Here is a 20812-nt window from a genome sequence, read left to right on the forward strand (position 1 = left end):
GGTCATGATCTCAGCGCTGGTGACGGATGCGTGGGTTGGCGAAGCCGTAGAGGATATCCACCACGAAGTTCACCAGAATCACCAGGCAGGCGATTAACAGGATGCCGTTTTGCACCACGGGATAGTCCCGTGCGCCAATGGCTTCGATCAGCCATTTGCCGATGCCGGGCCACGAGAAGATGGTTTCGGTCAGAACCGCACCGGCCAGTAGAGTGCCCACTTGCAGGCCGACCACGGTGAGTACCGGGATCAGCGCGTTACGCAGGCCGTGTACGAAGACCACGCGCGCCGGCGACAGGCCTTTGGCCTTGGCGGTACGGATGTAGTCTTCACGCAGGACTTCGAGCATCGACGAACGGGTCATCCGCGCGATAACCGCCAGCGGGATGGTGCCGAGCACGATGGCCGGCAGGATCAAGTGGTGCAGGGCGTCGAAGAACGCGTCCGGCTCGTCAGCCAGCAGCGTGTCGATCAGCATGAAGCCGGTGCGCGGCTCGATGTCGTAGAGCAGGTCGATACGCCCGGAAACCGGGGTCCAGCCCAAGCTTACCGAGAAGAACATGATCAGGATCAGGCCCCACCAGAAGATCGGCATCGAATATCCCGCCAGGGAGATGCCCATCACCCCATGGTCGAACAGGGATCCTCGTTTCAAGGCCGCGATCACCCCGGCCAACAGGCCCAGGATACCGGCGAACAACAGGGCGGCCATGGACAGTTCCAGGGTCGCCGGGAAGAGGGCGGTGAATTCGGTCCACACGCTGGTGCGCGTGCGCAGGGACTCACCGAGGTCGCCGTGGGCGAGTTTGCCTACGTAGTCCAGGTATTGCGCGTACAGCGGCTTGTTAAGGCCGAGGCGTTCCATTGCCTGTGCGTGCATCTCGGGGTCGACTCGTCGTTCGCCCATCATGACTTCGACAGGGTCGCCGGGGATCATGCGAATCAACGCAAACGTCAGCAACGTGATGCCGAAAAACGTGGGGATCAATAACCCCAATCGGCGGGCAATAAAACTAAACATCTTGTTGTGTACCTCAATCAGCCGGTTAGGCAGGTTCGGCACCGTCAATGGCGACGGTGCCGAGCGTCTTCTCTTATTACTTCACCTGGGTGGTGGCGAAGTTATTGGTCGTCAGAGGGCTTTGGGTATAACCCTCGACGTTTTTGCGCATGGCGGTGAACATTTTCGGGTAAGCCATGGGAATCCACGGTTGGTCCTTCTCGAAAACGTCCAGTGCTTGTTCATAGAGTGCAGCGCGCTGGGCCGGTTCAGCGATAGCGCGTGCCTTGTCGATCAAGTCTTGAAACTCTTTGTTACACCAGCGGGCGTAGTTTTCGCCGTTTTTGGCTGCATCGCAACTCAGGTTTGGTGTGAGGAAGTTATCCGGGTCCCCGTTATCCCCCGCCCAACCTGCGGACACCATGTCGTGCTCACCGTTTTTGGCACGCTTGAGCATTTCGCCCCATTCCATGACCTTGATGTTCACTTTCAGGCCGATCTGCGCCAGATCCGCCTGCATGCGCTGGGCGCCGAGCATCGGGTTGGGGTTGGTCGGGCCGCCGCCGTTACGGGTGAACAGGGTGAACTCGGTGCCTTCCGGTACGCCGGCTTCCTTGAGCAGGGCGCGGGCCTTGTCCAGGTCACGCGGTGGGTTTTTCAGCTTGTCGCTAAAGCCCAGCAGGGTTGGCGGGTACGGGCCGGTGGCGTCGATTGCGTTGCCTTTGCCGTACAGGGACTCGTTGTAGCCTTTTTTGTCGAACGCGATGTTGATCGCGTGGCGCACGCGCGCGTCGCTCATGTACTTGTGGGTGGTGTTCAAGGCGGTGTAGCTGGTGGTCATCGCCGCCAGTTCCGCGACTTTCAGGTTGGGATCAGCCTTGGCGCTCGGCACATCATCGGGCTTGGGATACAGCGCGATCTGGCATTCGTTGGCCTTGAGCTTTTGCAGGCGCACGTTGCTGTCGGTAGTGATGGCCAGGATCAACGGGTCAGCCGGCGGCTTGCCACGGAAGTAGTCCGGGTTGGCCTTGAAGCGCACTTGGGCGTCTTTGGCGTAACGGTTGAAGATGAACGGGCCGGTGCCGATGGGCTTGGCGTTCAGGTCATCGGTCTTGCCGGACTTGAGCAACTGGTCGGCGTATTCGGCGGAGTGAATCGAGGAAAACGCCATGGCCAGATCGGACAGGAACGGTGCTTCAGGACGGGTCAGGGTGAAGACCACGGTGTGGTCGTCGGTCTTCTCTACGCTCTTGAGCAGTTCCTTGAAACCCATGCTTTCAAAGTACGGGTAGCCCACGTTGGACTTGTTGTGCCACGGGTGATTCGGGTCCAGCTGGCGCTGGAAGCTCCAAAGCACGTCGTCGGCATTCATGTTGCGCGTGGGTTTGAAGTAATCGGTGGTGTGGAACTTGATGTCGTCACGCAGGTGGAACGTGTAGGTCAGGCCATCGGCGCTGATTTCCGGCAAGTCTTTGGCCAGGGCAGGCACGACTTCGGTGGTGCCGGGCTTGAAGTCCACCAGGCGGTTGAACATGGTTTCTGCCGCGGCGTCAGCGGTGACGGCGGTGGTGTACAGGACCGGGTCAAAACCTTCCGGGCTGGCTTCGGTGCAGACCACCAACGGTTTGGCCGAAACGCCGATCGCAACGCTCAATAGCGCAGCGGCAATGGCAGCTTGTAACGGGAGCATTTTCATTCAGAGCCCTCTGCAATCGAGTGAACCAGACAAGCGTAGACGGCGGGCTCCTCCTGAGCCCGCCGTCTACCTGGCGCTAATTAAAGAATGTTGAACGGGATGGTGGTGACCAGGCGGAACTCACGCAGGTTGCCGTCAGCCTGGTTGGCGCTGGCACGGTGAGTCACGTAGGTACCACGAATGGTGGTGGCCTTGAGTGCGCCGCTTTGAATCGCGTAGGAAGTACCCACGCCGTATTCCTGGTGTTTCTCGCCGTCCTGGGTCTGGATACCGTTGTAAGCAAAGCCGGCACGGCCGCCGTCGCCGGTGTAGTGAGTGCCGTCGATGCCCCAGCCGCGAGCCGAGTAGATGTTGAACTTCAGGCCTGGCACGCCGTATTCGGCCATGTTGATGCCGTAAGCGATCTGGAACGATTTCTCGTTCGGACCGTTGAAGTCGGACGTCAGGGAGTTGGCCAGGTAGATACCGTTGGTTTCGTGCAGGTAGTCGAAGTACTCGTTACCGTTCACTTCCTGGTACGAGAAGGTCAGGCTGTGAGCCTGGTGAGTCAGGCCGAGCGACAGCGAGTAAGTGTCGTTGTCGATCTTGCCCATCAACTTTTTGCCTTCGTCGACGGTTTTGTAGTAGTTCAGGCCGGTGGTCAGGCTCAGTTGCTGGCTGTCACCCAGTTCATGGGTAGCGCCGAAGTAGTACTGGTTCCAGAAGTCTTTGACTTGAGCGCCGAAGAAGCTGGTTTTCAGGCTCTTGAACGGCTGGTAGTTCACACCCGCGGTGTAGACGTGATCCGCTTCCTGGCCATTGCCGTATTCGCTGCGGAATTTCGACAGGCTCTGTTCGGTACGTGGCGACACGCGGTCGAAGTAAGCGCCCTGGAACGACAGGTTGCTGAACTCTTCGCTGTTGAGGGCAAAACCTTCAAAGCTCGACGGCAGTGCACGGTTGCCGATGGTGTCGACGATGCCGCTGCTGAAGTTCTGGCGACCGGCGGTCAAGGTGGTGTTGGACACACGGAACTTGACGTTGGCCAGGCCCAGTTTGCTCCACTGGCCTACTGCATCGCCGTCGGAGTCGGCCAGGGTACGGTTGGAACCGCCCTTGATGTCACGCTTGCTCTGGTCGAGCGCGATGACGTTGTAACCCGCTACTTCGGTTGCTACCCCAACAGTGCCTTGGGTGAAGCCCGAGGAGTAGTTAAGGATGGTGCCTTGCAGCCAGTTGGTACGGTAGGCGTCGGTGCGAGCCTCGCCGTGCTTCTGGTAAGTGAACTTGCTACCACGGAAACGCTGCTCGTTGGAAAACCAGTTACGGGTGGTACCGCCCAGGCTTTGACCGTCGATAAAGCCTTTGGCCTCGCTTTGGGCGCTGGTGCCGGCCAATGTGGTAGGGACGAAGTCCTGGCTTTGGGTTTCAGCGAAGGCGGTTGCCGTGATGCTGCTGATGGCCAGGGCCAGAAGCGCTTTGCTGCTCAGTTTCATGGGTGAAGCTCCTTTGGTTCTCTTTTTAATGCCGGTCTTTTTAGGTGAACCGGCTATTGGGTGTGTAACTCGTTCAAGCCTTTGCAAACGTTTGCTGTAGGAAATTTCGCAACAAAAGGCTGCACGTTTGCCAGGGAGCCAACGTCGCTCCCTGCAATCCGGTTATTTTTTTATGGGTTGATACTGACGCCCGAGAACACGTTGCGGCCGAAGGGGCTGACTTTGAAACCTTCGACTTTGGCGCTTAACGGCTGGTTGACCGTGGAGTGGGCGACGGGCGTGATCGGCACCTGTGCTTTAAGCAGTTGCTGCGCCTGTTTGTACAGAACAGTCCTTTGTTCGCGGTCGGTGACGACCTTGGCTTGCTTGATCAGCTTGTCGTACGCCGGGTCACACCACATGGAGTAGTTGTTCCCGCCGATGGCGTCGCAGCTGTAAAGAGTGCCCAGCCAGTTGTCCGGGTCACCGTTGTCGCCGGTCCAGCCGATCAGGCTGACGTCGTGCTCACCGTTCTTGGTGCGCTTGATGTACTCGCCCCATTCGTAGCTGACGATCTTGACCTTGAGGCCGATCTTGGCCCAATCGCTTTGCAGCATCTCGGCCATCAGCTTGGCATTGGGGTTGTACGGACGTTGCACCGGCATCGCCCACAGGGTGATCTCGGTGCCTTCCTTGACGCCGGCGGCCTTGAGCAATTCCTTGGCTTTTTCCGGGTTGTAGGCAGCGTCCTTGATGGTGTCGTCGTAGGACCACTGGGTCGGCGGCATGGCGTTGACCGCCAGTTGGCCGGCGCCCTGGTACACGGCGTTGAGGATGCTTTGCTTGTTCACCGCCATGTCCAGCGCCTGACGCACTTCGAGCTGGTCGAAGGGTTTGTGGCGCACGTTGTAGGCGATGTAACCCAGGTTGAAGCCGGGTTTGGTCAGCAGTTGCAGGTTCGGGTCGGCCTTGAGGGCGTCGACGTCGGCCGGGCGCGGGTGCAGCGTGATCTGGCATTCGCCGGCCTTGAGCTTCTGTACCCGCACCGACGCATCGGTGTTGATGGCGAAGATCAACTGGTCCAGCTTGACCCGGCTTGGGTCCCAGTACTGTTTGTTAGCCACGTAACGGATCTGCGAGTCTTTCTGATAACGCTGGAACACAAACGGGCCAGTGCCGATCGGCTTCTGGTTGATGTCGCTGGGCTTGCCTTCCTTGAGCAACTGCTCGGCGTACTCGGCCGACAGAATCGAGGCAAAGCTCATGGCGATGTTTTGAACGAACGCGGCGTCAACCGTATTCAAGGTCATCACCACGGTGTGCGGGTCGGTTTTCTCGACCTTGGCAATGTTCTTGTTCAGGCTCATCCCGTTGAAGTATGGAAACTCGGTGGGGTAGGCCTTGCGAAACGGGTGGTCGGGGTCAAGCATGCGGTTGAAGGTGAACAGCACGTCGTCGGCGTTGAAGTCGCGCGTCGGCTTGAATTCCTTGTTGCTGTGGAATTTCACCCCTTCACGCAAATGAAAGGTGTAGGTCAGGCCGTCTTCGGAAATATCCCACTTGGTTGCCAACCCAGGTACCACATTGGTCGCGCCTTTTTCGAACTCAACCAAGCGGTTGTACAGCGGCTCGGCCGCATCGTTGTCGGTGGCGGTGGTGTACTGCGCGGTGTCAAACCCGGCCGGGCTGCCTTCAGAGCAGAACACCAGGCTCTTCTTGTCGGCGGCTTGGCCCATCGTGGCCACAGCCAGCAGGCTGGTGCCAAAAATTGCGGATAGAACAGTGGTATGGCGCATGACGATCCCGATCCTTGTTTGTAGTTGTCATCAGCGAGCAATCACCCAGGCTCGAAGCCTGGGAGACATCACTGATCCCACACACGGCAGGTGCCTTTCCGATATTGGTGCCTCTGCTGTCGTACGACGGTATGGGCCGTGGACTTCGCAGTAAATGCGCCAAAACGGATTGACCTTGTAGGCAACAGACGCACCTATCGCAGTTCGTTGCCGTAGGACGGTAACGGTTGCAAAGGTGGTCTGATTCCTACGGTCCAGGCGGATGCAATAACGGCGACGTTATGAAACGTCGCCGTTATTAATCCTTACTTGCCGCTTACGCTTACGCCATAGAAGGAGTTCAAGCCAAACGGGCTGATCTTGAAGTCCTGCACGGTGTTGCGCATGGGTTGATACACCGTCGAGTGCGCGATAGGTGTGTAAGGCAATTCATGTTTCAGGAGTTGTTGCGCCTGCTTGTACAGTTCGGTGCGCTTGGCCACATCAGTGGTCGACTTGGCCTGACTGATCAGGTCGTCGTACTGCTTGTTGGTGAACTTGGAGAAGTTGTTACCGTTCAAGGCCGAGGAGGCAAAGAGGGTACCCAACCAGTTGTCCGGGTCACCATTGTCACCGCTCCAGCCGATGATCATCGCCTGGTTCTCGCCGCCTTTGGAGCGCTTGATGTACTCGCCCCATTCGTAGCTGACGATGTTGACCTTCAGGCCGATCTGTTTCCAGTCGCTCTGCAGCATCTCAGCCATCAGCTTGGCGTTCGGGTTGTACGGACGCTGAACCGGCATGGCCCACAAGGTGATCTCGGTGCCTTCCTTGATACCGGCTTCCTTGAGCAGTTCCCTGGCTTTGGCCGGGTCGTACTTGGCGTCTTTGATGGTGGTGTCATACGACCATTGGGTCGGCGGCATGGCGTTGACGGCCAGTTGGCCTGCGCCCTGATACACGGAGTCGATGATCTGCTGCTTGTTGACCGACATGTCCAGCGCCTGGCGAACCCGCAGGTCTGCCAATGGGTTCGGCGTGGTCTGGCCCTTAAGCACAGGCATGACGTTGTAAGCGATATAACCCAGGTTGAAGCCCGCCTGGTGCGGCATCTTCATGTCCTTGTCCGCTTCCAGTGGCTTGATGTCCGCTGGGCGAGGATAGGCCGTGATCTGGCACTCGTTCTTCTTGAGTTTTTGAATGCGTACCGAGGCGTCAGTGGAGATCGAGAAGATCAGGTTATCAACCTTGACGTCTTCAGGCTTCCAGTAGTCCTTGTTGCCGGTAAAGCGGATGTTGGAGTCTTTCTGGTAGCTCTTGAAGACGAACGGCCCGGTGCCGATTGGCTTCTGGTTGATGTCGCTGGCTTTGCCTTCCTTCAACAGCTGGGCAGCGTATTCGGCCGACTGGATCGACGCGAAACTCATTGCCAGGTTCTGGATGAACGCTGCGTCCACGGTGCCAAGGGTGAACTTGACGGTATGGTCATCAACTTTTTCGATGTTCTTGATGTTCTTGTCCATCTCCATGTCCGAGAAGTACGGGAACTCGGTTGGATAGGCTTTGCGGAACGGATCGTCCTTGTTGATCATGCGATTGAACGTGAACAGCACGTCATCGGCATTGAATTCACGAGTCGGCTTGAAATACGGGGTGGTGTGGAACTTGACGCCTTCGCGAAGGTGGAAGGTATACGTCAGGCCATCCGGGGAAACGTCCCAACTGGTGGCCAGGCCTGGAACAACGGCGGTGCCGCCACGTTCAAATTGGCTCAGGCGGTTGAACACGGTTTCGGCCGAGGCATCGAAGTCTGTTCCGGTGGTGTACTGGCCTGGGTCAAAACCGGCCGGGCTCCCTTCGGAGCAGAACACCAGGTTAGTCGCCGCTTGGGCGAAAGGGGCTGCGGCCATAAGGCCAGCGCTAACTAAAAGCGGAAGGACTGCGTGTTTAAGCATGTTGGCCTCATGATTTGTTGTCATTTTTGGTGTTGAGGGCGACCTCGTGAGTCGGCCTGCGGATACTTATGCAGGGGCCATACCCATTGCAAGATGCTGAACCGTCGTGAAGGCCAAACAGTGGTACGAACGTACAGGAATGTCGCATTTATGAAAGTTTGTACATAAATGCATATATATAGAGGGTTTTTTCGGTGCATTTGACGCACCAAAAAAGCCCAACCGAGGCGTCTGGCGCACTCGGTTGGGGCGCAGCTGTTACTTATCTAGACTGACACCATAAAACGGCGTCAGACCAAAAGGACTGATCTTGAAGTCCTGCACTTCTTTTCGAATAGGCTGGAAAACCGTCGAGTTTGCGATAGGCGTTATAGGTACTTGTTCCTTAAGGATTTTTTGTGCCTGTTGATACCACTTGATGCGCTGGTCGCGGTCATTGCTGACTTTGGCTTGCTGCACCAGCTTGTCGTAGGCCGGGTTACACCATTTGGCGTAGTTGCTGCCTTTGACCGCGGCACAACTGTAGAGCACGCCGAGCCAGTTATCCGGGTCGCCGTTGTCGCCGGTCCAGCCGTAAATCATCGCGTCATGTTCGCCATTTTTGGCGCGTTTGATGTATTCGCCCCATTCGTAGCTGACTATGTTGGCTTTGATACCCACCTTGTCCCAATCCTGCTGAATCATCTGCGCCGACATTCGCGCGTTGGGATTGGAGGCGCGCTGCACGGTCATCGCCCAAAGATTGATGGTGGTACCTGGTGCAACCCCTGCTTCTTTTAGTAGCGCCCGCGCCTTGGTCGGGTCGTAGGGCGCGTCCTTGATGGTGGGGTCATAAGACCACTGGGCAGGTGGCAATGCGTTCTGCGCCAATTGACCGGCGCTCTGGTACACGGCCTTGATGATTGCCGGCTTGTCGATGGCCATATCCAGGGCCTGACGCACTTTGAGTTGGTCGAGCGGCGGGTGAGTCACGTTGTAAGCAAGAAAGCCCAGGTTGAAGCCGGCTTGTTGCAGCACGCGCAGGTTTGGGTCCTGTTTCATCACCTCGATATCGGCCGGGCGTGGGTACCCGCTGACCTGGCATTCGCCGGCCTTGAGCTTCTGCAAGCGCGAAGCGGCGTCCGGAGTGATGGCAAACACCAGGTTGTCGAGCTTCACATCCTCGGGTTTCCAATACTGTTTATTGGCGACGTAACGGATCTGCGAGTCTTTCTGGTAGCGCTTGAACACAAACGGCCCGGTGCCGACGGGTTTCTGGTTGATGTCTTCAGCCTTGCCCTCTTTCAACAGCTGGGCGGCGTATTCGGCCGATTGCACCGAGGCAAAACTCATGGCCAGGTTTTGCACGAACGAGGCATCGACATTATTCAGGTTGAAACGCACGGTGTGCTCGTCGAGTTTTTCGACGTTTTTGATCGTGGTGTTCAACCCCATGTCGGTGAAGTATGGCGACTCGGACGGGTAAGCCTTGCGAAATGGGCTGTCGGCATCCAGCAGACGGTTAAAGGTAAACAGCACGTCATCCGCGTTGAAGTCGCGGGTAGGGGTGAAGTAGTCGGTGGTGTGGAACTTGACGCCATCGCGCAGATGGAAGGTGTAGCTCAGGCCGTCATTGGATACCTCCCAGCTCGTTGCCAGGCCGGGTTCGACTTCGGTGCCGCCACGCTTGAACTGGGTCAAGCGGTTGAACACGGTTTCGGCGGAGGCATCAAAATCGGTGCCGCTGGTGTACTGACTGGGGTCGAAGCCGGCAGGGCTGGCTTCGGAGCAGTAGACCAGGGTGCTGGCCGCCTGGGCCATCGGCATGAACGCCAGCAGGCTTGCAGCCAGGAGTAGCGGTTTGAAAGCGGTTCTTTCCATGGAAACTCCTGAAGTGGCAGGCCTATACAGCCGCCCAAACGAAAACGGCGGCAACCGAGGTTACCGCCGTTCAGGTTTGTCAGGTAGAGGTCACTGCATCTGTACTTCGATCACGCCGTCGGCGCTCATGTTGACCTGGCTGGTACCCGCTTCTACTTCGGGCGTCGGTGCCGAATCCGCCATCGCCGCTTTCATCATCATGCCGGCGCCGCGCGCGTAAGGCATCGGGTAGCCATTGGTGTTGAAGTTCAGGTTGACGATCTTGTAGCCCTTGCCGCCCAGCGCATCGGTGGCCAGCTGCGCGCGCGCCTTGAAGGCGGCGACCGCGTCTTTGAGCAGTGCGTCTTCGCTGGACTTGCGCGTGGCGTCGGCGATGGCGAAGTCCATGTTTTCCATTTTCAGGGTGTTCAGCAGATCGCCGGTGAGCTTGGACAGCGCCGGGAAATCCGCGCTTTCCAGGCGCAGTTCGGCACGCTCGCGCCAGCCGGTGATCTTCTGGTTCTTGTTGTCGTAAATCGGGTAGCTGTTGCGGCTGCCCTGGCGCAGGGTCACACCTTTGACTTCGCGCGCTTCGCCCAGGGCCTTGTTCAGGGTGGTGGTAATTTCGGCGGCGAGCTTGGCCGGGTCGGTGTTTTGTGACTCGGTATAAAGGGTGACGATCATCTTGTCGCGAGCCACTTCCTGGCTGACTTCGGCACGCAGAGAGATCTGGTTGTAATGCAGTTCATCGGCGGCCATGGCCGGCAGGCTGGCCAGGGCGCTGGCGCTGAGAGTGAGGACAGCTGCACTGCGAGTGAAACGAGACATGGAAGCTCCTTGGGATGGTCGTGTTGGTATAACCGTGTTCGGTAAGACTGTAGACGGTGCTATCGGGTTCTTCGGGTTTACACATTCGCTACAAGTGGCCCGGTGCCGACGAACGGTCATCTGCCCGGCCTGCGTCAAAGAGCCACACGCGCCGTGCCAGCGGGTCTGCTTCGTTTATACTCCTGCCGATCCGCCTGCAGCGCTCACCGGGAGAGCTCATGCTCGCCGCCGTAAAACTGACTTCCGCCACCCGCCAGAACCTCTGGCGCCTGACGTTCATTCGTACCTTGGTACTGGCCGCACAGGCCGGCTCCGTCGGGCTCGCGTATTGGTTCGACCTGCTGCCGCTGCCGTGGCTGCAGCTGGCCGTGACCCTGGGCTTTTCCATCGTGCTGTGTGTGTTCACCGCCATTCGGCTGCGCACCACGTGGCCGGTGACCGAGCTGGAATACGCGCTGCAATTGGCCTGCGACCTGTTTATCCACAGTGTGTTGCTTTATTTCTCCGGTGGTTCCACCAACCCGTTCGTGTCTTATTACCTGGTGCCGCTGACCATTGCCGCCGTGACGCTGCCATGGCGCTATTCGGTGGTGCTGTCGGGCATCGCGCTGACGCTTTACACCTTGCTGCTGGCGCAGTTTTACCCCCTGAAGACCTTCCCTATCGCCCGGGAAAACCTGCAGATCTACGGGATGTGGCTGAGCTTTGCGCTGTCCGCTGCGGTTATCACGTTTTTTGCCGCGCGCATGGCCGAAGAGCTGCGCCGCCAGGAAGAATTGCGCGCCATTCGCCGTGAAGAAGGCCTGCGTGACCAGCAGTTGCTGGCCGTCGCCACCCAGGCCGCCGGCGCCGCCCATGAACTGGGCACACCGCTGGCGACCATGAGCGTACTGCTCAAGGAAATGACCCAGGATCATCACGACCCGGCGCTGCAAGATGACCTGAGCGTGTTGCAGGAACAGGTCAAGCAGTGCAAGCAGACCTTGCAGCAACTGGTACGCGCCGCCGAGGCCAATCGCCGCCTGGCGGTGGAGATGCAAGACGTGACCCAGTGGCTCGACGAAGCCCTGAACCGCTGGCACCTGATGCGCCCCGAAGCCAGTTACCGTTTCAACCTGCTGGGCCAGGGCAGCGTGCCGCGCATGGCGCCGCCGCCAGACCTGACGCAGGCGTTGCTCAACCTGCTGAACAACGCCGCCGATGCCTGCCCTGAAGGGTTGGGCGTGCAGCTGGACTGGGACGCGGAAAACGTGACCATCAGCATTCGTGACCACGGCGCGGGCGTGCCGCTGGCCATTGCCGAGCAGATCGGCAAACCCTTCTTTACCACCAAGGGCAAAGGCTTCGGCCTCGGCCTGTTTTTGAGCAAGGCCAGCGTGACCCGCGCGGGCGGCTCAGTGAAGCTCTATAGTCATGAGGAAGGTGGCACGCTCACCGAGCTGCGCCTGCCCCGTGTCGCACGAGGAGATATCGATGAGTGACGAGATCCAAGTCGAAGGCGAAGAACTGCCGCACCTGCTGCTGGTAGATGACGACGCCACCTTTACCCGCGTGATGGCGCGCGCCATGAGCCGCCGTGGTTTTCGCGTGAGCACCGCAGGCTCGGCCGAAGAAGGCCTGACCATCGCCCAGGCCGATTTGCCGGACTACGCCGCGCTCGACCTGAAAATGGACGGCGACTCCGGCCTGGTGCTGCTGCCCAAGTTGCTGGAACTCGACCCTGAAATGCGCGTGGTGATCCTCACCGGTTACTCGAGCATCGCCACCGCCGTCGAGGCCATCAAGCGCGGCGCCTGCAATTATTTGTGCAAGCCGGCGGACGCCGACGACGTGTTGGCCGCGCTGCTCTCCGAGCATGCCGACCTCGACACTCTGGTGCCGGAAAACCCGATGTCGGTGGACCGTCTGCAGTGGGAGCATATTCAGCGCGTGTTGACTGAACACGAAGGCAATATCTCCGCGACCGCCCGCGCCCTGGGCATGCACCGGCGTACCCTGCAACGCAAGCTGCAGAAGCGTCCGGTACGGCGCTGAACAAAGTCTGAACAATCTGCTTCAGGCTGCACGGAGCCCTGAACCGATCGTCTATGATCGGTTCAAACGCCTGTCACTTTTTCCTACCGAGCCTGAACGATGAATCAGAACGCTGAGTACTCCGCGGTCAACGATGCGGTGCGTGGGCACTTCTTTCGCCGAACCTGGGCGATGATCACGCCCTATTGGCGCAGTGAAGAGAAGGGCAAGGCCTGGTTGTTGCTGGCTGCAGTGATTGGCCTGTCGCTGTTCAGCGTGGCGATCTCCGTGTGGATCAACCACTGGTATAAAGACTTTTACAACGCGCTGGAGAAGAAGGACACCGCCGCCTTCTGGCAGCTGATCGGCTATTTCGGCGGGATCGCCGCCGTAGCGATTCTCGGCGCGGTCTACCGCCTCTACCTGACTCAGATGCTGACGATCCGCTGGCGTGCCTGGCTCACCGAAAAGCATTTTGCACGTTGGCTTGCCCACAAGAATTACTACCAGCTGGAGCAGGGCGGTTACACCGATAACCCGGACCAGCGGATTTCCGAAGATCTCAACAACTTCACCTCCAGCACCTTGAGCCTTGGCCTGGGCCTGCTGCGTAACGTGGTGAGCCTGGTGTCGTTTTCGATCATCCTGTGGGGCGTGTCGGGCAGTATCGAAGTGTTTGGTTTCACCATCCCCGGCTATATGTTCTGGTGCGCGTTGGTGTACGCGGGCGTCGGTAGCTGGCTGACCCACCTGATCGGCCGTCGTTTGATCGGCCTGAGCAACCAACAACAACGCTTTGAAGCAGACCTGCGTTTCTCCATGGTGCGTGTGCGTGAGAACGCCGAGAGCATCGCCTTGTACAACGGCGAGCCGAATGAGAACCAGCGCCTGAGCGCACGCTTTGGCAAGGTCTGGCACAACTTCTGGGACATCATGAAAGTGTCCAAGCGCCTGACCTTTTTCACCGCTGGCTACAGCCAGATTGCGATCATCTTCCCCTTCATTGTCGCCGCGCCACGCTACTTCACCGGCAAGATCGAGCTGGGCGAGCTGATGCAAATCAACTCGGCGTTCGGCAACGTGCAAGAGAACTTCAGCTGGTTTATCAACGCGTATTCGGAGCTGGCTTCATGGCGAGCGACCAGTGATCGTCTGCTCAGCTTCCATCAGGCCATGAGTGACAATGAACAGCGTGTGCCCGCCATCGATGTGCACCCCGAGGGCGAGCGCCTGGTGGTGAAAAACCTGGGCATGGATTTGGCTGACGGTCGTCACTTGCTGACCGACGCCGACATGACCGTAGAGCCGGGCCAGCGCGTGATGCTCAGTGGGCGCTCAGGCAGCGGCAAGAGTACGCTGCTGCGCGCAATGGGCCACCTCTGGCCAGCGGGCCACGGCAGCATTCGTCTGCCGGCTGCGCGTTACCTGTTTCTGCCGCAAAAGCCTTACTTGCCCATTGGCACGCTGAAGGCTGTGTTGAGTTATCCACAAGACGACAGCGCGTACTCGGCCGAACGTTATGCACAGGTCCTGGAAACGTGCCGCCTGCCGCATCTGGTTGCGCGCCTGGACGAAGCCAATCATTGGCAACGCCTGCTCTCGCCGGGTGAGCAGCAGCGCCTGGCTTTTGCTCGCGCGTTGTTGTTCGCGCCGCAATGGCTGTACATGGATGAAGCCACCTCGGCGATGGATGAGGAGGACGAGGCCACGTTGTACCAAGCATTGATTGACGAGCTGCCGGGACTGAGCATCGTCAGCGTCGGCCATCGCAGCAGCCTCAAGCGCTTCCATGGGCGGCATGTACGGATTGACGGTGGGTTGTTGCAGGAGCAGCAACCGGCTTAAGGTCGTACGCGGTCAATCTGGGAGCGGGCTTGTTCGCGAATACGGTCTGTCAGTTAGCGATGTGCTGATGACCCACCGCATTCGCGGGCAAGTCCGCTCCCACAGTGGATCTCCAGTGTTCTGGAGAGTGAAGCCCAATAAAAAGCCCGGCTGATCATCGATCAGCCGGGCTTTTTGTTGCTTGCAGAAGACTTACTTCTTCAAGCCGTAATGCTCATCCAGCATGCCTGGGGCGTCCGGCGTTTTTGGCGCGTAGTCCCGTGGTGGCTCCTGGTTTTCCCGCGGAGGCGTCAGGCGCTCCCGTGGCGTGTGCGGTGCATCGGAATGCAGCGCGGCCAGCAGACGCTGGCGGGTGATGTCGTCGAGGGCCAGGCGGTTAGCGCCATCGGCGAGGTGATCCTGTACATCCTGGTAGCTCTGGGTGAGCTTCTTGACCAGGGTCGCGGTGCTGTTGAAGTGGGTAACAACCTCGTTCTGATAACTGTCAAAACGTTCCTGAATGTCATCCAGCTGACGCTGCGTGCGGTTAGGCGCGGTATTTGGCAGCAGGCGGGCAACCAGAAATCCAATGGCGACACCGGCAACCAAGGCGAGAGTCGGCAACAACCAAACTAAGAGCGAGTGTTCCACGAGTCCTTCCTCTATAAACGGCTTTGCTTTACGTTAACGGCTCGGACCTGCGCTGTATACCGCGATTAAGCTCGCAATGATGCCATGCACAGACTTTTAGCTAGACGAGTCGACCCTTTGTGAGGTCACGGAGTTCATTCCTTGCTCATGCGTGAAACCCCCGTTTTGATCGATGGCCCGGTTGGCCAATTGGAAGCCCTGTACCTGGATCACCCCGAGCCACGTGGCCTGGCGCTGATCTGCCACCCTAACCCGGTGCAGGGCGGGACCATGCTCAATAAAGTTGTCTCGACCCTGCAACGCACCGCTCGCGATGCCGGTTTGATTACTTTGCGTTTCAATTACCGTGGCGTCGGTGCCAGCGCCGGTACCCACGACATGGCCACCGGTGAAGTGGATGATGCCGAAGCGGCCGCCACCTGGCTGCGGGAAAAACACCCCGACCTGCCGATCACCCTGCTCGGGTTTTCCTTCGGTGGCTACGTGGCCGCCAGCCTCGGCGGCCGTCTGGAAGCCAAGGGTGAAAAGCTCGCGCACCTGTTCATGGTGGCCGCCGCCGTGATGCGCCTGCGTGATACCGACGTGCTGCCCCAAGGCTGCCCATTGACTTTGATCCAGCCGGAAACCGACGAAGTGGTCGACCCGCAGGTCGTCTACGATTGGTCCGCTGCCTTGAAACGCCCCCATGAGCTGCTGAAAGTGGCAGAATGCGGGCACTTTTTTCATGGCAAGCTCACCGATCTCAAGGATCTGGTGCTGCCGCGCCTCTCGAATTGATAGCAGTCTGATAAGCGATTACCCATGACGACTCGTACCCGTATTCTCACCGGCATCACCACCACCGGCACGCCGCACCTGGGCAACTACGCCGGCGCGATCCGCCCGGCGATCCTCGCCAGCCAGGACGCGAATGCCGATTCCTTCTACTTCCTGGCCGACTACCACGCCCTGATCAAATGCGATGACCCGCAGCGCATCCAGCGCTCGCGTATGGAAATTGCCGCGACCTGGCTGGCCGGTGGCCTGGATGTGAACCGGGTGACGTTCTATCGCCAGTCCGACATCCCGGAAATTCCTGAACTGACCTGGCTGCTGACCTGTGTTGCCGCCAAGGGCCTGCTTAACCGCGCCCACGCCTACAAGGCCTCGGTGGATAAAAACCTGGAAACCGGCGAAGACCCGGACGCGGGCATCACCATGGGCCTGTACAGCTACCCGGTGCTGATGGCGGCGGACATCCTGATGTTCAACGCGCACAAGGTGCCGGTCGGCCGCGACCAGATCCAGCACGTGGAAATGGCCCGCGACATTGGCCAGCGTTTCAACCACCTGTTTGGCAACGGTAAAGAATTCTTCACCATGCCTGAGGCGTTGATCGAAGAAAGCGTCGCCACCTTGCCGGGCCTGGATGGCCGCAAGATGTCCAAGAGCTACGACAACACCATCCCGTTGTTCACCAGCGCCAAGGACATGAAGGACGCGATCTCGCGGATCGTCACCGACTCGCGCGCGCCTGGCGAAGCCAAAGACCCGGACAACTCGCACCTGTTCACCCTGTTCCAGGCGTTTGCAACCAAGGCTCAGGAAGAGGAATTCCGTGCCGAGCTGCTGCAAGGCCTGGGCTGGGGCGAGGCGAAGAACCGTCTGTTCCAACTGCTCGACGGCCAACTGGGTGAAGCGCGCGAGCGTTATCACCAACTGATGTCGCGCCCCGCGGACATGGAAGACCTGTTGCTGATCGGCGCCAAGAAAGCCCGCGCCGTGGCGGCGCCGTTCCTGGCTGAGCTGCGTGAAGCGGTGGGCCTGCGTTCGTTCGTCAATCAGGCCGCCGCGCCGGTGGCAGCCAAGAAGAAAGCCGCCAAAGCCGCGCGCTTTGTGAGCTTTCGCGAAGACGACGGCAGCTTCCGCTTCCGCCTGCTGTCGGCCGACGGCGAGCAACTGCTGCTGTCGCGCAATTTTGCCGACGGCAAAGCGGCTGGTGCGGTGACCAAGCAACTGCAAAGCGGCGACGCGCTGGATGTACGCACTGAGGCCCTGAGTTTCAGCGTATGGCTCGATGGCGCGGTGGTTGCCGACAGTGCCGCGTTCGCCGACGAAACGTCGCGCGATGCAGCCATCGCCGCGCTGCGCGTTGCGTTGACCCCAACCGAGGATTAACCCGACCAAGGGTTGATTGCCATTATCCAGGGCCGTCGTTACAGTGACGGCCCGTTTTTGTTGCCTTGCTAACGAAATTATGACGCCCCTAGAACGATATCAAGCTGATCTGAAGCGCCCTGAATTCTTCCATGACGCCGCGCAGGAAAATGCGGTGCGTCATTTGCAGCGCCTGTACGACGACCTGGTCGCGGCCTCGCAAAACAAGCCAGGGATGTTCAGCAAGCTGTTTGGCAAGAAAGACCATACGCCGGTCAAAGGCCTGTACTTCTGGGGTGGCGTGGGCCGCGGCAAGACTTACCTGGTCGACACCTTCTTCGAAGCGCTGCCGTTCAAGGAAAAGGTGCGTACGCACTTTCACCGCTTCATGAAGCGCGTGCACGAAGAAATGAAGACGCTGCCGGGCGAGAAAAACCCGCTGACCATCATCGCCAAGCGTTTCTCCGACGAGGCGCGGGTGATTTGTTTCGACGAATTCTTCGTCTCCGACATCACCGATGCCATGATCCTCGGCACCCTGATGGAAGAGCTGTTCAAGAACGGCGTGACCCTGGTTGCGACCTCGAACATCGTGCCCGATGGCTTGTACAAGGACGGCCTGCAACGCGCGCGCTTCCTGCCGGCCATCGCGTTGATCAAGCAGAACACCGAGATCGTCAACGTCGACAGCGGCGTCGACTATCGCCTGCGTCACCTTGAGCAAGCGGAGCTTTACCACTATCCGCTGAACGAGGCCGCGCTGGACAGCCTGAAAAAAAGCTTCCGTGCGCTCACGCCGGAATGCACCAAGGCGGTCGAAAACGACAAGTTGATGATCGAGAACCGCGAAATCATCGCGCTGCGCACCTGCGATGACGTGGCCTGGTTCGAGTTCCGCCAGCTGTGCGATGGCCCGCGCAGCCAGAACGACTACATCGAACTGGGCAAGATCTTCCACGCGGTGATCCTGAGCGGCGTGGAACAGATGAGCGTCACCACTGACGACATTGCGCGCCGGTTTATCAACATGGTGGACGAGTTCTACGACCGCAACGTCAAGCTGATCATCTCGGCGGAAGTCGAACTCAAGGACCTCTACACCGGTGGTCGCTTGAACTTCGAATTCCAGCGCACGCTGAGCCGCTTGCTGGAAATGCAGTCCCACGAGTTCCTGTCGCGCGGGCACAAACCCTAACAGCGACACGCATAAATGGTGGGAGGGGGCTTGCCCCCGATAGCGGTGTGTCAGGGCCAGGTGTACTGACTGAACTACCGCTATCGGGGGCAAGCCCCCTCCCACATTTTTTACGGTGTTTGACCCTGCTTAAGCGGCTTGCTGGAACTGCTGCCGGTATTGATTCGGCGACAGCTCGGTGTGCTGCCTGAACAGCCGCGCAAAGAAACTCGCATCGTCGTAACCCACCTCATAGCTGATGGTCTTGATGCTTTTGCGGCTGCCCGAGAGCAAGCCTTTGGCGGTCTCGATGCGCAGGCGTTGCAGGTAGTGCAGCGGCTTGTCGCCGGTGGCGGTCTGGAAACGGCGCATGAAGTTGCGGATGCTCATGCCGTGTTCGCGGGCGACGTCTTCGAAGCGAAACTTGTCGGCAAAGTGCTCTTCGAGCCAGTGCTGGATCTGCAGGATGATCACGTCCTGGTGCAGCTTCTGCCCACCAAAACCAATGCGCCCCGGTGCGTAGCTGCGTTGCACTTCGTAGAGGATGTCGCGGGCCACGGCCTGGGCGATGTTGGCGCCGCAGAAGCGTTCGATCAGGTAGATATAAAGGTCGCACGCCGAGGTGGTGCCGCCGGCGCAATACAGGTTGTCGGCGTCGGTCAGGTGCTTGTCCTGGTTGAGCTGCACCTTGGGGAAGCGTTCGCTGAAGGCATTGAAGAAACGCCAGTAGGTGGTCGCCTCCTTGCCATCGAGCAATCCGGCCTCGGCCAGCCAGAACACTCCGGTGGCCTCGCCGCAGAGTACAGCGCCGCGTGCGTGTTGCTGGCGCAGCCAGGGCAGCACTTGCGGGTAGCGTGTGCATAACGCGTCGAAGTCGTCCCAGAAGGCCGGTAGCACGATGATGTCGGCGTCTTCCAGGCCGCCGTCCACCGGCATGATCACATCACTGAAGCTGCGCACCGATTGCCCGTCGGGGCTGACCAGGCGCGTTTCAAACGCCGGGGTCAGGCCCAGGCCTTGTTGTTTGCCATAACGCAGGCTGGCGAGATGGAAGAAATCCTTGGCTTGCATGAGGGTGGAAGCGAATACCCGATCAATGGCCAAAATGCTGACGCGCCGCAAGGGCGTGGAGATTTGGTTAGACATAATTTCATTTATTCTTATAGGGGAAAGTGGTCACCAGACGGCTGGATCGTCTTATTTTTTGTCGCATGTGTCCAGTGTCCCGTGACGGCTTCGCGGCATAGGCTCTGTGGTCTGGCCTTTGTCCGACAATCCACGCAGGTGACCCATGATCCCCAGAACCTTGTTCAGCTCGGAGCACGAACTCTTTCGCGAGAGCGTGCGCACCTTCCTTGAAAAACACGCCGCGCCGTTCCATGGGCAATGGGAGAAACAGGGCTATATCGACCGTGCGTTGTGGAGCAAGGCGGGGGAGGCGGGGATGCTTTGCTCCCACTTGCCGGAAGAGTATGGCGGCCTGGGTGCCGACTTTCTCTACAGCGCGGTGGTGATCGAAGAGGTCAGCCGCCTGGGTTTGACGGGCATCGGTTTCTCGCTGCATTCGGACATCGTCGCGCCGTACATCCTGCATTACGGCAGCGAGGCGCTGAAGCAGAAGTACCTGCCCAAATTGATTTCCGGTGAAATGGTGACGGCCATCGCCATGACCGAGCCAGGGGCTGGTTCCGACTTGCAGGGCGTGAAGACCACCGCGGTGCTGGATGGCGATGAGTACGTGATCAACGGCTCAAAGACCTTCATCACCAATGGCTTTCTCGCCGAGCTGGTGATCGTCGTGGCCAAGACCGATCCCAAGGCCGGCGCCAAGGGCACCAGCCTGTTTCTGGTGGAGGCCGACACGCCGGGCTTCGACAAGGGCAAGCGCCTGGAGAAGGTGGGCATGAAGGCCCAGGACACCTCGGAGCTGTTTTTCCAGGACGTGCGTGTGCCCAAGGGCAACCTGCTGGGGCAGGCGGGCATGGGCTTCGCCTATTTGATGCAGGAGTTGCCGCAGGAGCGTTTGACCGTGGCGATTGCTGCGCTCTCATCGGCGGAGGCGGCGCTGCAGTGGACCTTGGAATACACCCGCGAGCGCAGGGCGTTCGGCAAGGCGATTGCCGATTTCCAGAACACCCGGTTCAAGCTGGCGGAGATGGCCACGGAAATTCAGATCGGTCGCGTGTTTGTCGACCAGTGCATGGCGTTGCACCTGGAAGGCAAGCTCGACGTGCCTACTGCAGCGATGGCCAAGTACTGGGCCACGGACCTGCAATGCAAGGTGCTCGACGAGTGTGTGCAGCTGCACGGCGGTTACGGCTTTATGTGGGAATACCCGATCGCGCGGGCCTGGGCGGATGCGCGGGTGCAGCGGATTTATGCGGGGACCAACGAAATCATGAAAGAGATTATTGCGCGAGCGCTTTGATCTTCGGTGGTGCTCAGGGCCTCATCGGGGGCAAGCCCC

Annotated in this window: 16 protein-coding genes; 7 read left to right on the plus strand and 9 right to left on the minus strand. The window is 59.2% G+C overall.

Features of this window, described 5'->3' with window-relative positions:
* Positions 1-10: 10 nt before the first annotated feature.
* From ACP7B3_RS18625 to ACP7B3_RS18655, 7 genes are all read right to left on the minus strand, one after another.
* Positions 11-1021 carry an ABC transporter permease subunit gene (locus ACP7B3_RS18625; RefSeq protein WP_010565541.1) on the minus strand — a complete coding sequence of 337 codons (1011 nt, stop codon included), beginning with the start codon at positions 1019-1021 and terminating at the stop codon, positions 11-13.
* Between the two features lie 76 nt (positions 1022-1097).
* Positions 1098-2696, minus strand: coding sequence for an ABC transporter substrate-binding protein (locus ACP7B3_RS18630; RefSeq protein ID WP_145165245.1), 1599 nt, complete (start codon positions 2694-2696; stop codon positions 1098-1100).
* Between the two features lie 80 nt (positions 2697-2776).
* Positions 2777-4171 (minus strand): OprD family porin, encoded by a 1395-nt coding sequence (locus ACP7B3_RS18635; RefSeq protein WP_145165243.1) that lies wholly within the window; start codon positions 4169-4171, stop codon positions 2777-2779.
* 170 nt (positions 4172-4341) lie between these two features.
* On the minus strand, positions 4342-5886 hold the full coding sequence (locus tag ACP7B3_RS18640) for an ABC transporter substrate-binding protein (protein ID WP_370004724.1): 1545 nt from the start codon (positions 5884-5886) through the stop codon (positions 4342-4344).
* Between the two features lie 365 nt (positions 5887-6251).
* Complete coding sequence (locus ACP7B3_RS18645; protein ID WP_262210123.1) at positions 6252-7880, minus strand: ABC transporter substrate-binding protein; 1629 nt, start codon at positions 7878-7880, stop codon at positions 6252-6254.
* A gap of 258 nt (positions 7881-8138) precedes the next feature.
* Entirely contained in the window at positions 8139-9740 is a 1602-nt protein-coding gene (locus ACP7B3_RS18650) for an ABC transporter substrate-binding protein (protein ID WP_426180143.1), read from the minus strand.
* Between the two features lie 90 nt (positions 9741-9830).
* Complete coding sequence (locus tag ACP7B3_RS18655) at positions 9831-10547, minus strand: SIMPL domain-containing protein (RefSeq protein ID WP_145165237.1); 717 nt, start codon at positions 10545-10547, stop codon at positions 9831-9833.
* 218 nt (positions 10548-10765) lie between these two features.
* On the opposite strand from ACP7B3_RS18655, the gene ACP7B3_RS18660 reads away from it, so the two are divergent.
* From ACP7B3_RS18660 to ACP7B3_RS18670, 3 genes are all read left to right on the plus strand, one after another.
* A complete protein-coding gene (locus ACP7B3_RS18660; RefSeq protein WP_106578640.1) occupies positions 10766-12028 on the plus strand; it encodes an ATP-binding protein in 1263 nt (420 codons plus the stop codon).
* A complete protein-coding gene (locus ACP7B3_RS18665) occupies positions 12021-12581 on the plus strand; it encodes a response regulator transcription factor (protein ID WP_003171731.1) in 561 nt (186 codons plus the stop codon). The genes ACP7B3_RS18660 and ACP7B3_RS18665 overlap by 8 nt, the downstream gene beginning before the upstream one ends.
* 99 nt (positions 12582-12680) lie before the next feature.
* On the plus strand, positions 12681-14405 hold the full coding sequence (locus ACP7B3_RS18670; RefSeq protein WP_426180148.1) for an ABC transporter ATP-binding protein/permease: 1725 nt from the start codon (positions 12681-12683) through the stop codon (positions 14403-14405).
* A 192-nt stretch (positions 14406-14597) separates the two neighbouring features.
* Here the strand turns inward: ACP7B3_RS18670 and ACP7B3_RS18675 are convergent, their stop codons facing one another.
* A complete protein-coding gene (locus ACP7B3_RS18675) occupies positions 14598-15035 on the minus strand; it encodes a YhcB family protein (protein WP_426180150.1) in 438 nt (145 codons plus the stop codon).
* 147 nt (positions 15036-15182) lie between these two features.
* Here ACP7B3_RS18675 and ACP7B3_RS18680 point away from each other — a divergent pair, with 147 nt between their 5' ends.
* The 3 genes from ACP7B3_RS18680 (at position 15183) to zapE (ending at position 18366) form a co-directional block, all read left to right on the plus strand.
* On the plus strand, positions 15183-15812 hold the full coding sequence (locus tag ACP7B3_RS18680; protein WP_065900651.1) for an alpha/beta hydrolase: 630 nt from the start codon (positions 15183-15185) through the stop codon (positions 15810-15812).
* A gap of 24 nt (positions 15813-15836) precedes the next feature.
* Positions 15837-17192, plus strand: coding sequence for a tryptophan--tRNA ligase (locus ACP7B3_RS18685; RefSeq protein ID WP_426180154.1), 1356 nt, complete (start codon positions 15837-15839; stop codon positions 17190-17192).
* 79 nt (positions 17193-17271) lie between these two features.
* Positions 17272-18366: a cell division protein ZapE gene (gene zapE / locus ACP7B3_RS18690; RefSeq protein ID WP_145165227.1), complete on the plus strand. Its 1095-nt coding sequence runs from the start codon at positions 17272-17274 to the stop codon at positions 18364-18366.
* 129 nt (positions 18367-18495) lie between these two features.
* Here the strand turns inward: zapE and ACP7B3_RS18695 are convergent, their stop codons facing one another.
* Entirely contained in the window at positions 18496-19416 is a 921-nt protein-coding gene (locus ACP7B3_RS18695) for a GlxA family transcriptional regulator (RefSeq protein ID WP_178119741.1), read from the minus strand.
* 220 nt (positions 19417-19636) lie between these two features.
* On the opposite strand from ACP7B3_RS18695, the gene ACP7B3_RS18700 reads away from it, so the two are divergent.
* The gene (locus tag ACP7B3_RS18700) at positions 19637-20773 is read left to right on the plus strand and encodes an acyl-CoA dehydrogenase family protein (protein ID WP_145165223.1); all 1137 of its coding nucleotides are present in this window, start codon (positions 19637-19639) and stop codon (positions 20771-20773) included.
* The last annotated feature ends 39 nt before the right edge of the window (positions 20774-20812 follow it).

Origin of the sequence: Pseudomonas sp. TWRC1-2 (assembly GCF_049896685.1) — a bacterium.
GTDB lineage: Bacteria > Pseudomonadota > Gammaproteobacteria > Pseudomonadales > Pseudomonadaceae > Aquipseudomonas.

Bases quoted from the DNA above. Each gene is read 5' to 3' on its own strand.
- ACP7B3_RS18655 (WP_145165237.1), bottom strand. From the start codon at position 10,547: ATGTCTCGTTTCACTCGCAGTGCAGCTGTCCTCACTCTCAGCGCCAGC.
- ACP7B3_RS18650 (WP_426180143.1), bottom strand. From the start codon at position 9,740: ATGGAAAGAACCGCTTTCAAACCGCTACTCCTGGCTGCAAGCCTGCTG.
- zapE (WP_145165227.1), top strand. From the start codon at position 17,272: ATGACGCCCCTAGAACGATATCAAGCTGATCTGAAGCGCCCTGAATTC.
- ACP7B3_RS18685 (WP_426180154.1), top strand. From the start codon at position 15,837: ATGACGACTCGTACCCGTATTCTCACCGGCATCACCACCACCGGCACG.
- ACP7B3_RS18695 (WP_178119741.1), bottom strand. From the start codon at position 19,416: ATGCAAGCCAAGGATTTCTTCCATCTCGCCAGCCTGCGTTATGGCAAA.
- ACP7B3_RS18640 (WP_370004724.1), bottom strand. From the start codon at position 5,886: ATGGGCCAAGCCGCCGACAAGAAGAGCCTGGTGTTCTGCTCTGAAGGC.
- ACP7B3_RS18700 (WP_145165223.1), top strand. From the start codon at position 19,637: ATGATCCCCAGAACCTTGTTCAGCTCGGAGCACGAACTCTTTCGCGAG.
- ACP7B3_RS18665 (WP_003171731.1), top strand. From the start codon at position 12,021: ATGAGTGACGAGATCCAAGTCGAAGGCGAAGAACTGCCGCACCTGCTG.
- ACP7B3_RS18630 (WP_145165245.1), bottom strand. From the start codon at position 2,696: ATGAAAATGCTCCCGTTACAAGCTGCCATTGCCGCTGCGCTATTGAGC.
- ACP7B3_RS18660 (WP_106578640.1), top strand. From the start codon at position 10,766: ATGCTCGCCGCCGTAAAACTGACTTCCGCCACCCGCCAGAACCTCTGG.
- ACP7B3_RS18635 (WP_145165243.1), bottom strand. From the start codon at position 4,171: ATGAAACTGAGCAGCAAAGCGCTTCTGGCCCTGGCCATCAGCAGCATC.
- ACP7B3_RS18645 (WP_262210123.1), bottom strand. From the start codon at position 7,880: ATGCTTAAACACGCAGTCCTTCCGCTTTTAGTTAGCGCTGGCCTTATG.
- ACP7B3_RS18670 (WP_426180148.1), top strand. From the start codon at position 12,681: ATGAATCAGAACGCTGAGTACTCCGCGGTCAACGATGCGGTGCGTGGG.
- ACP7B3_RS18625 (WP_010565541.1), bottom strand. From the start codon at position 1,021: ATGTTTAGTTTTATTGCCCGCCGATTGGGGTTATTGATCCCCACGTTT.
- ACP7B3_RS18680 (WP_065900651.1), top strand. From the start codon at position 15,183: ATGCGTGAAACCCCCGTTTTGATCGATGGCCCGGTTGGCCAATTGGAA.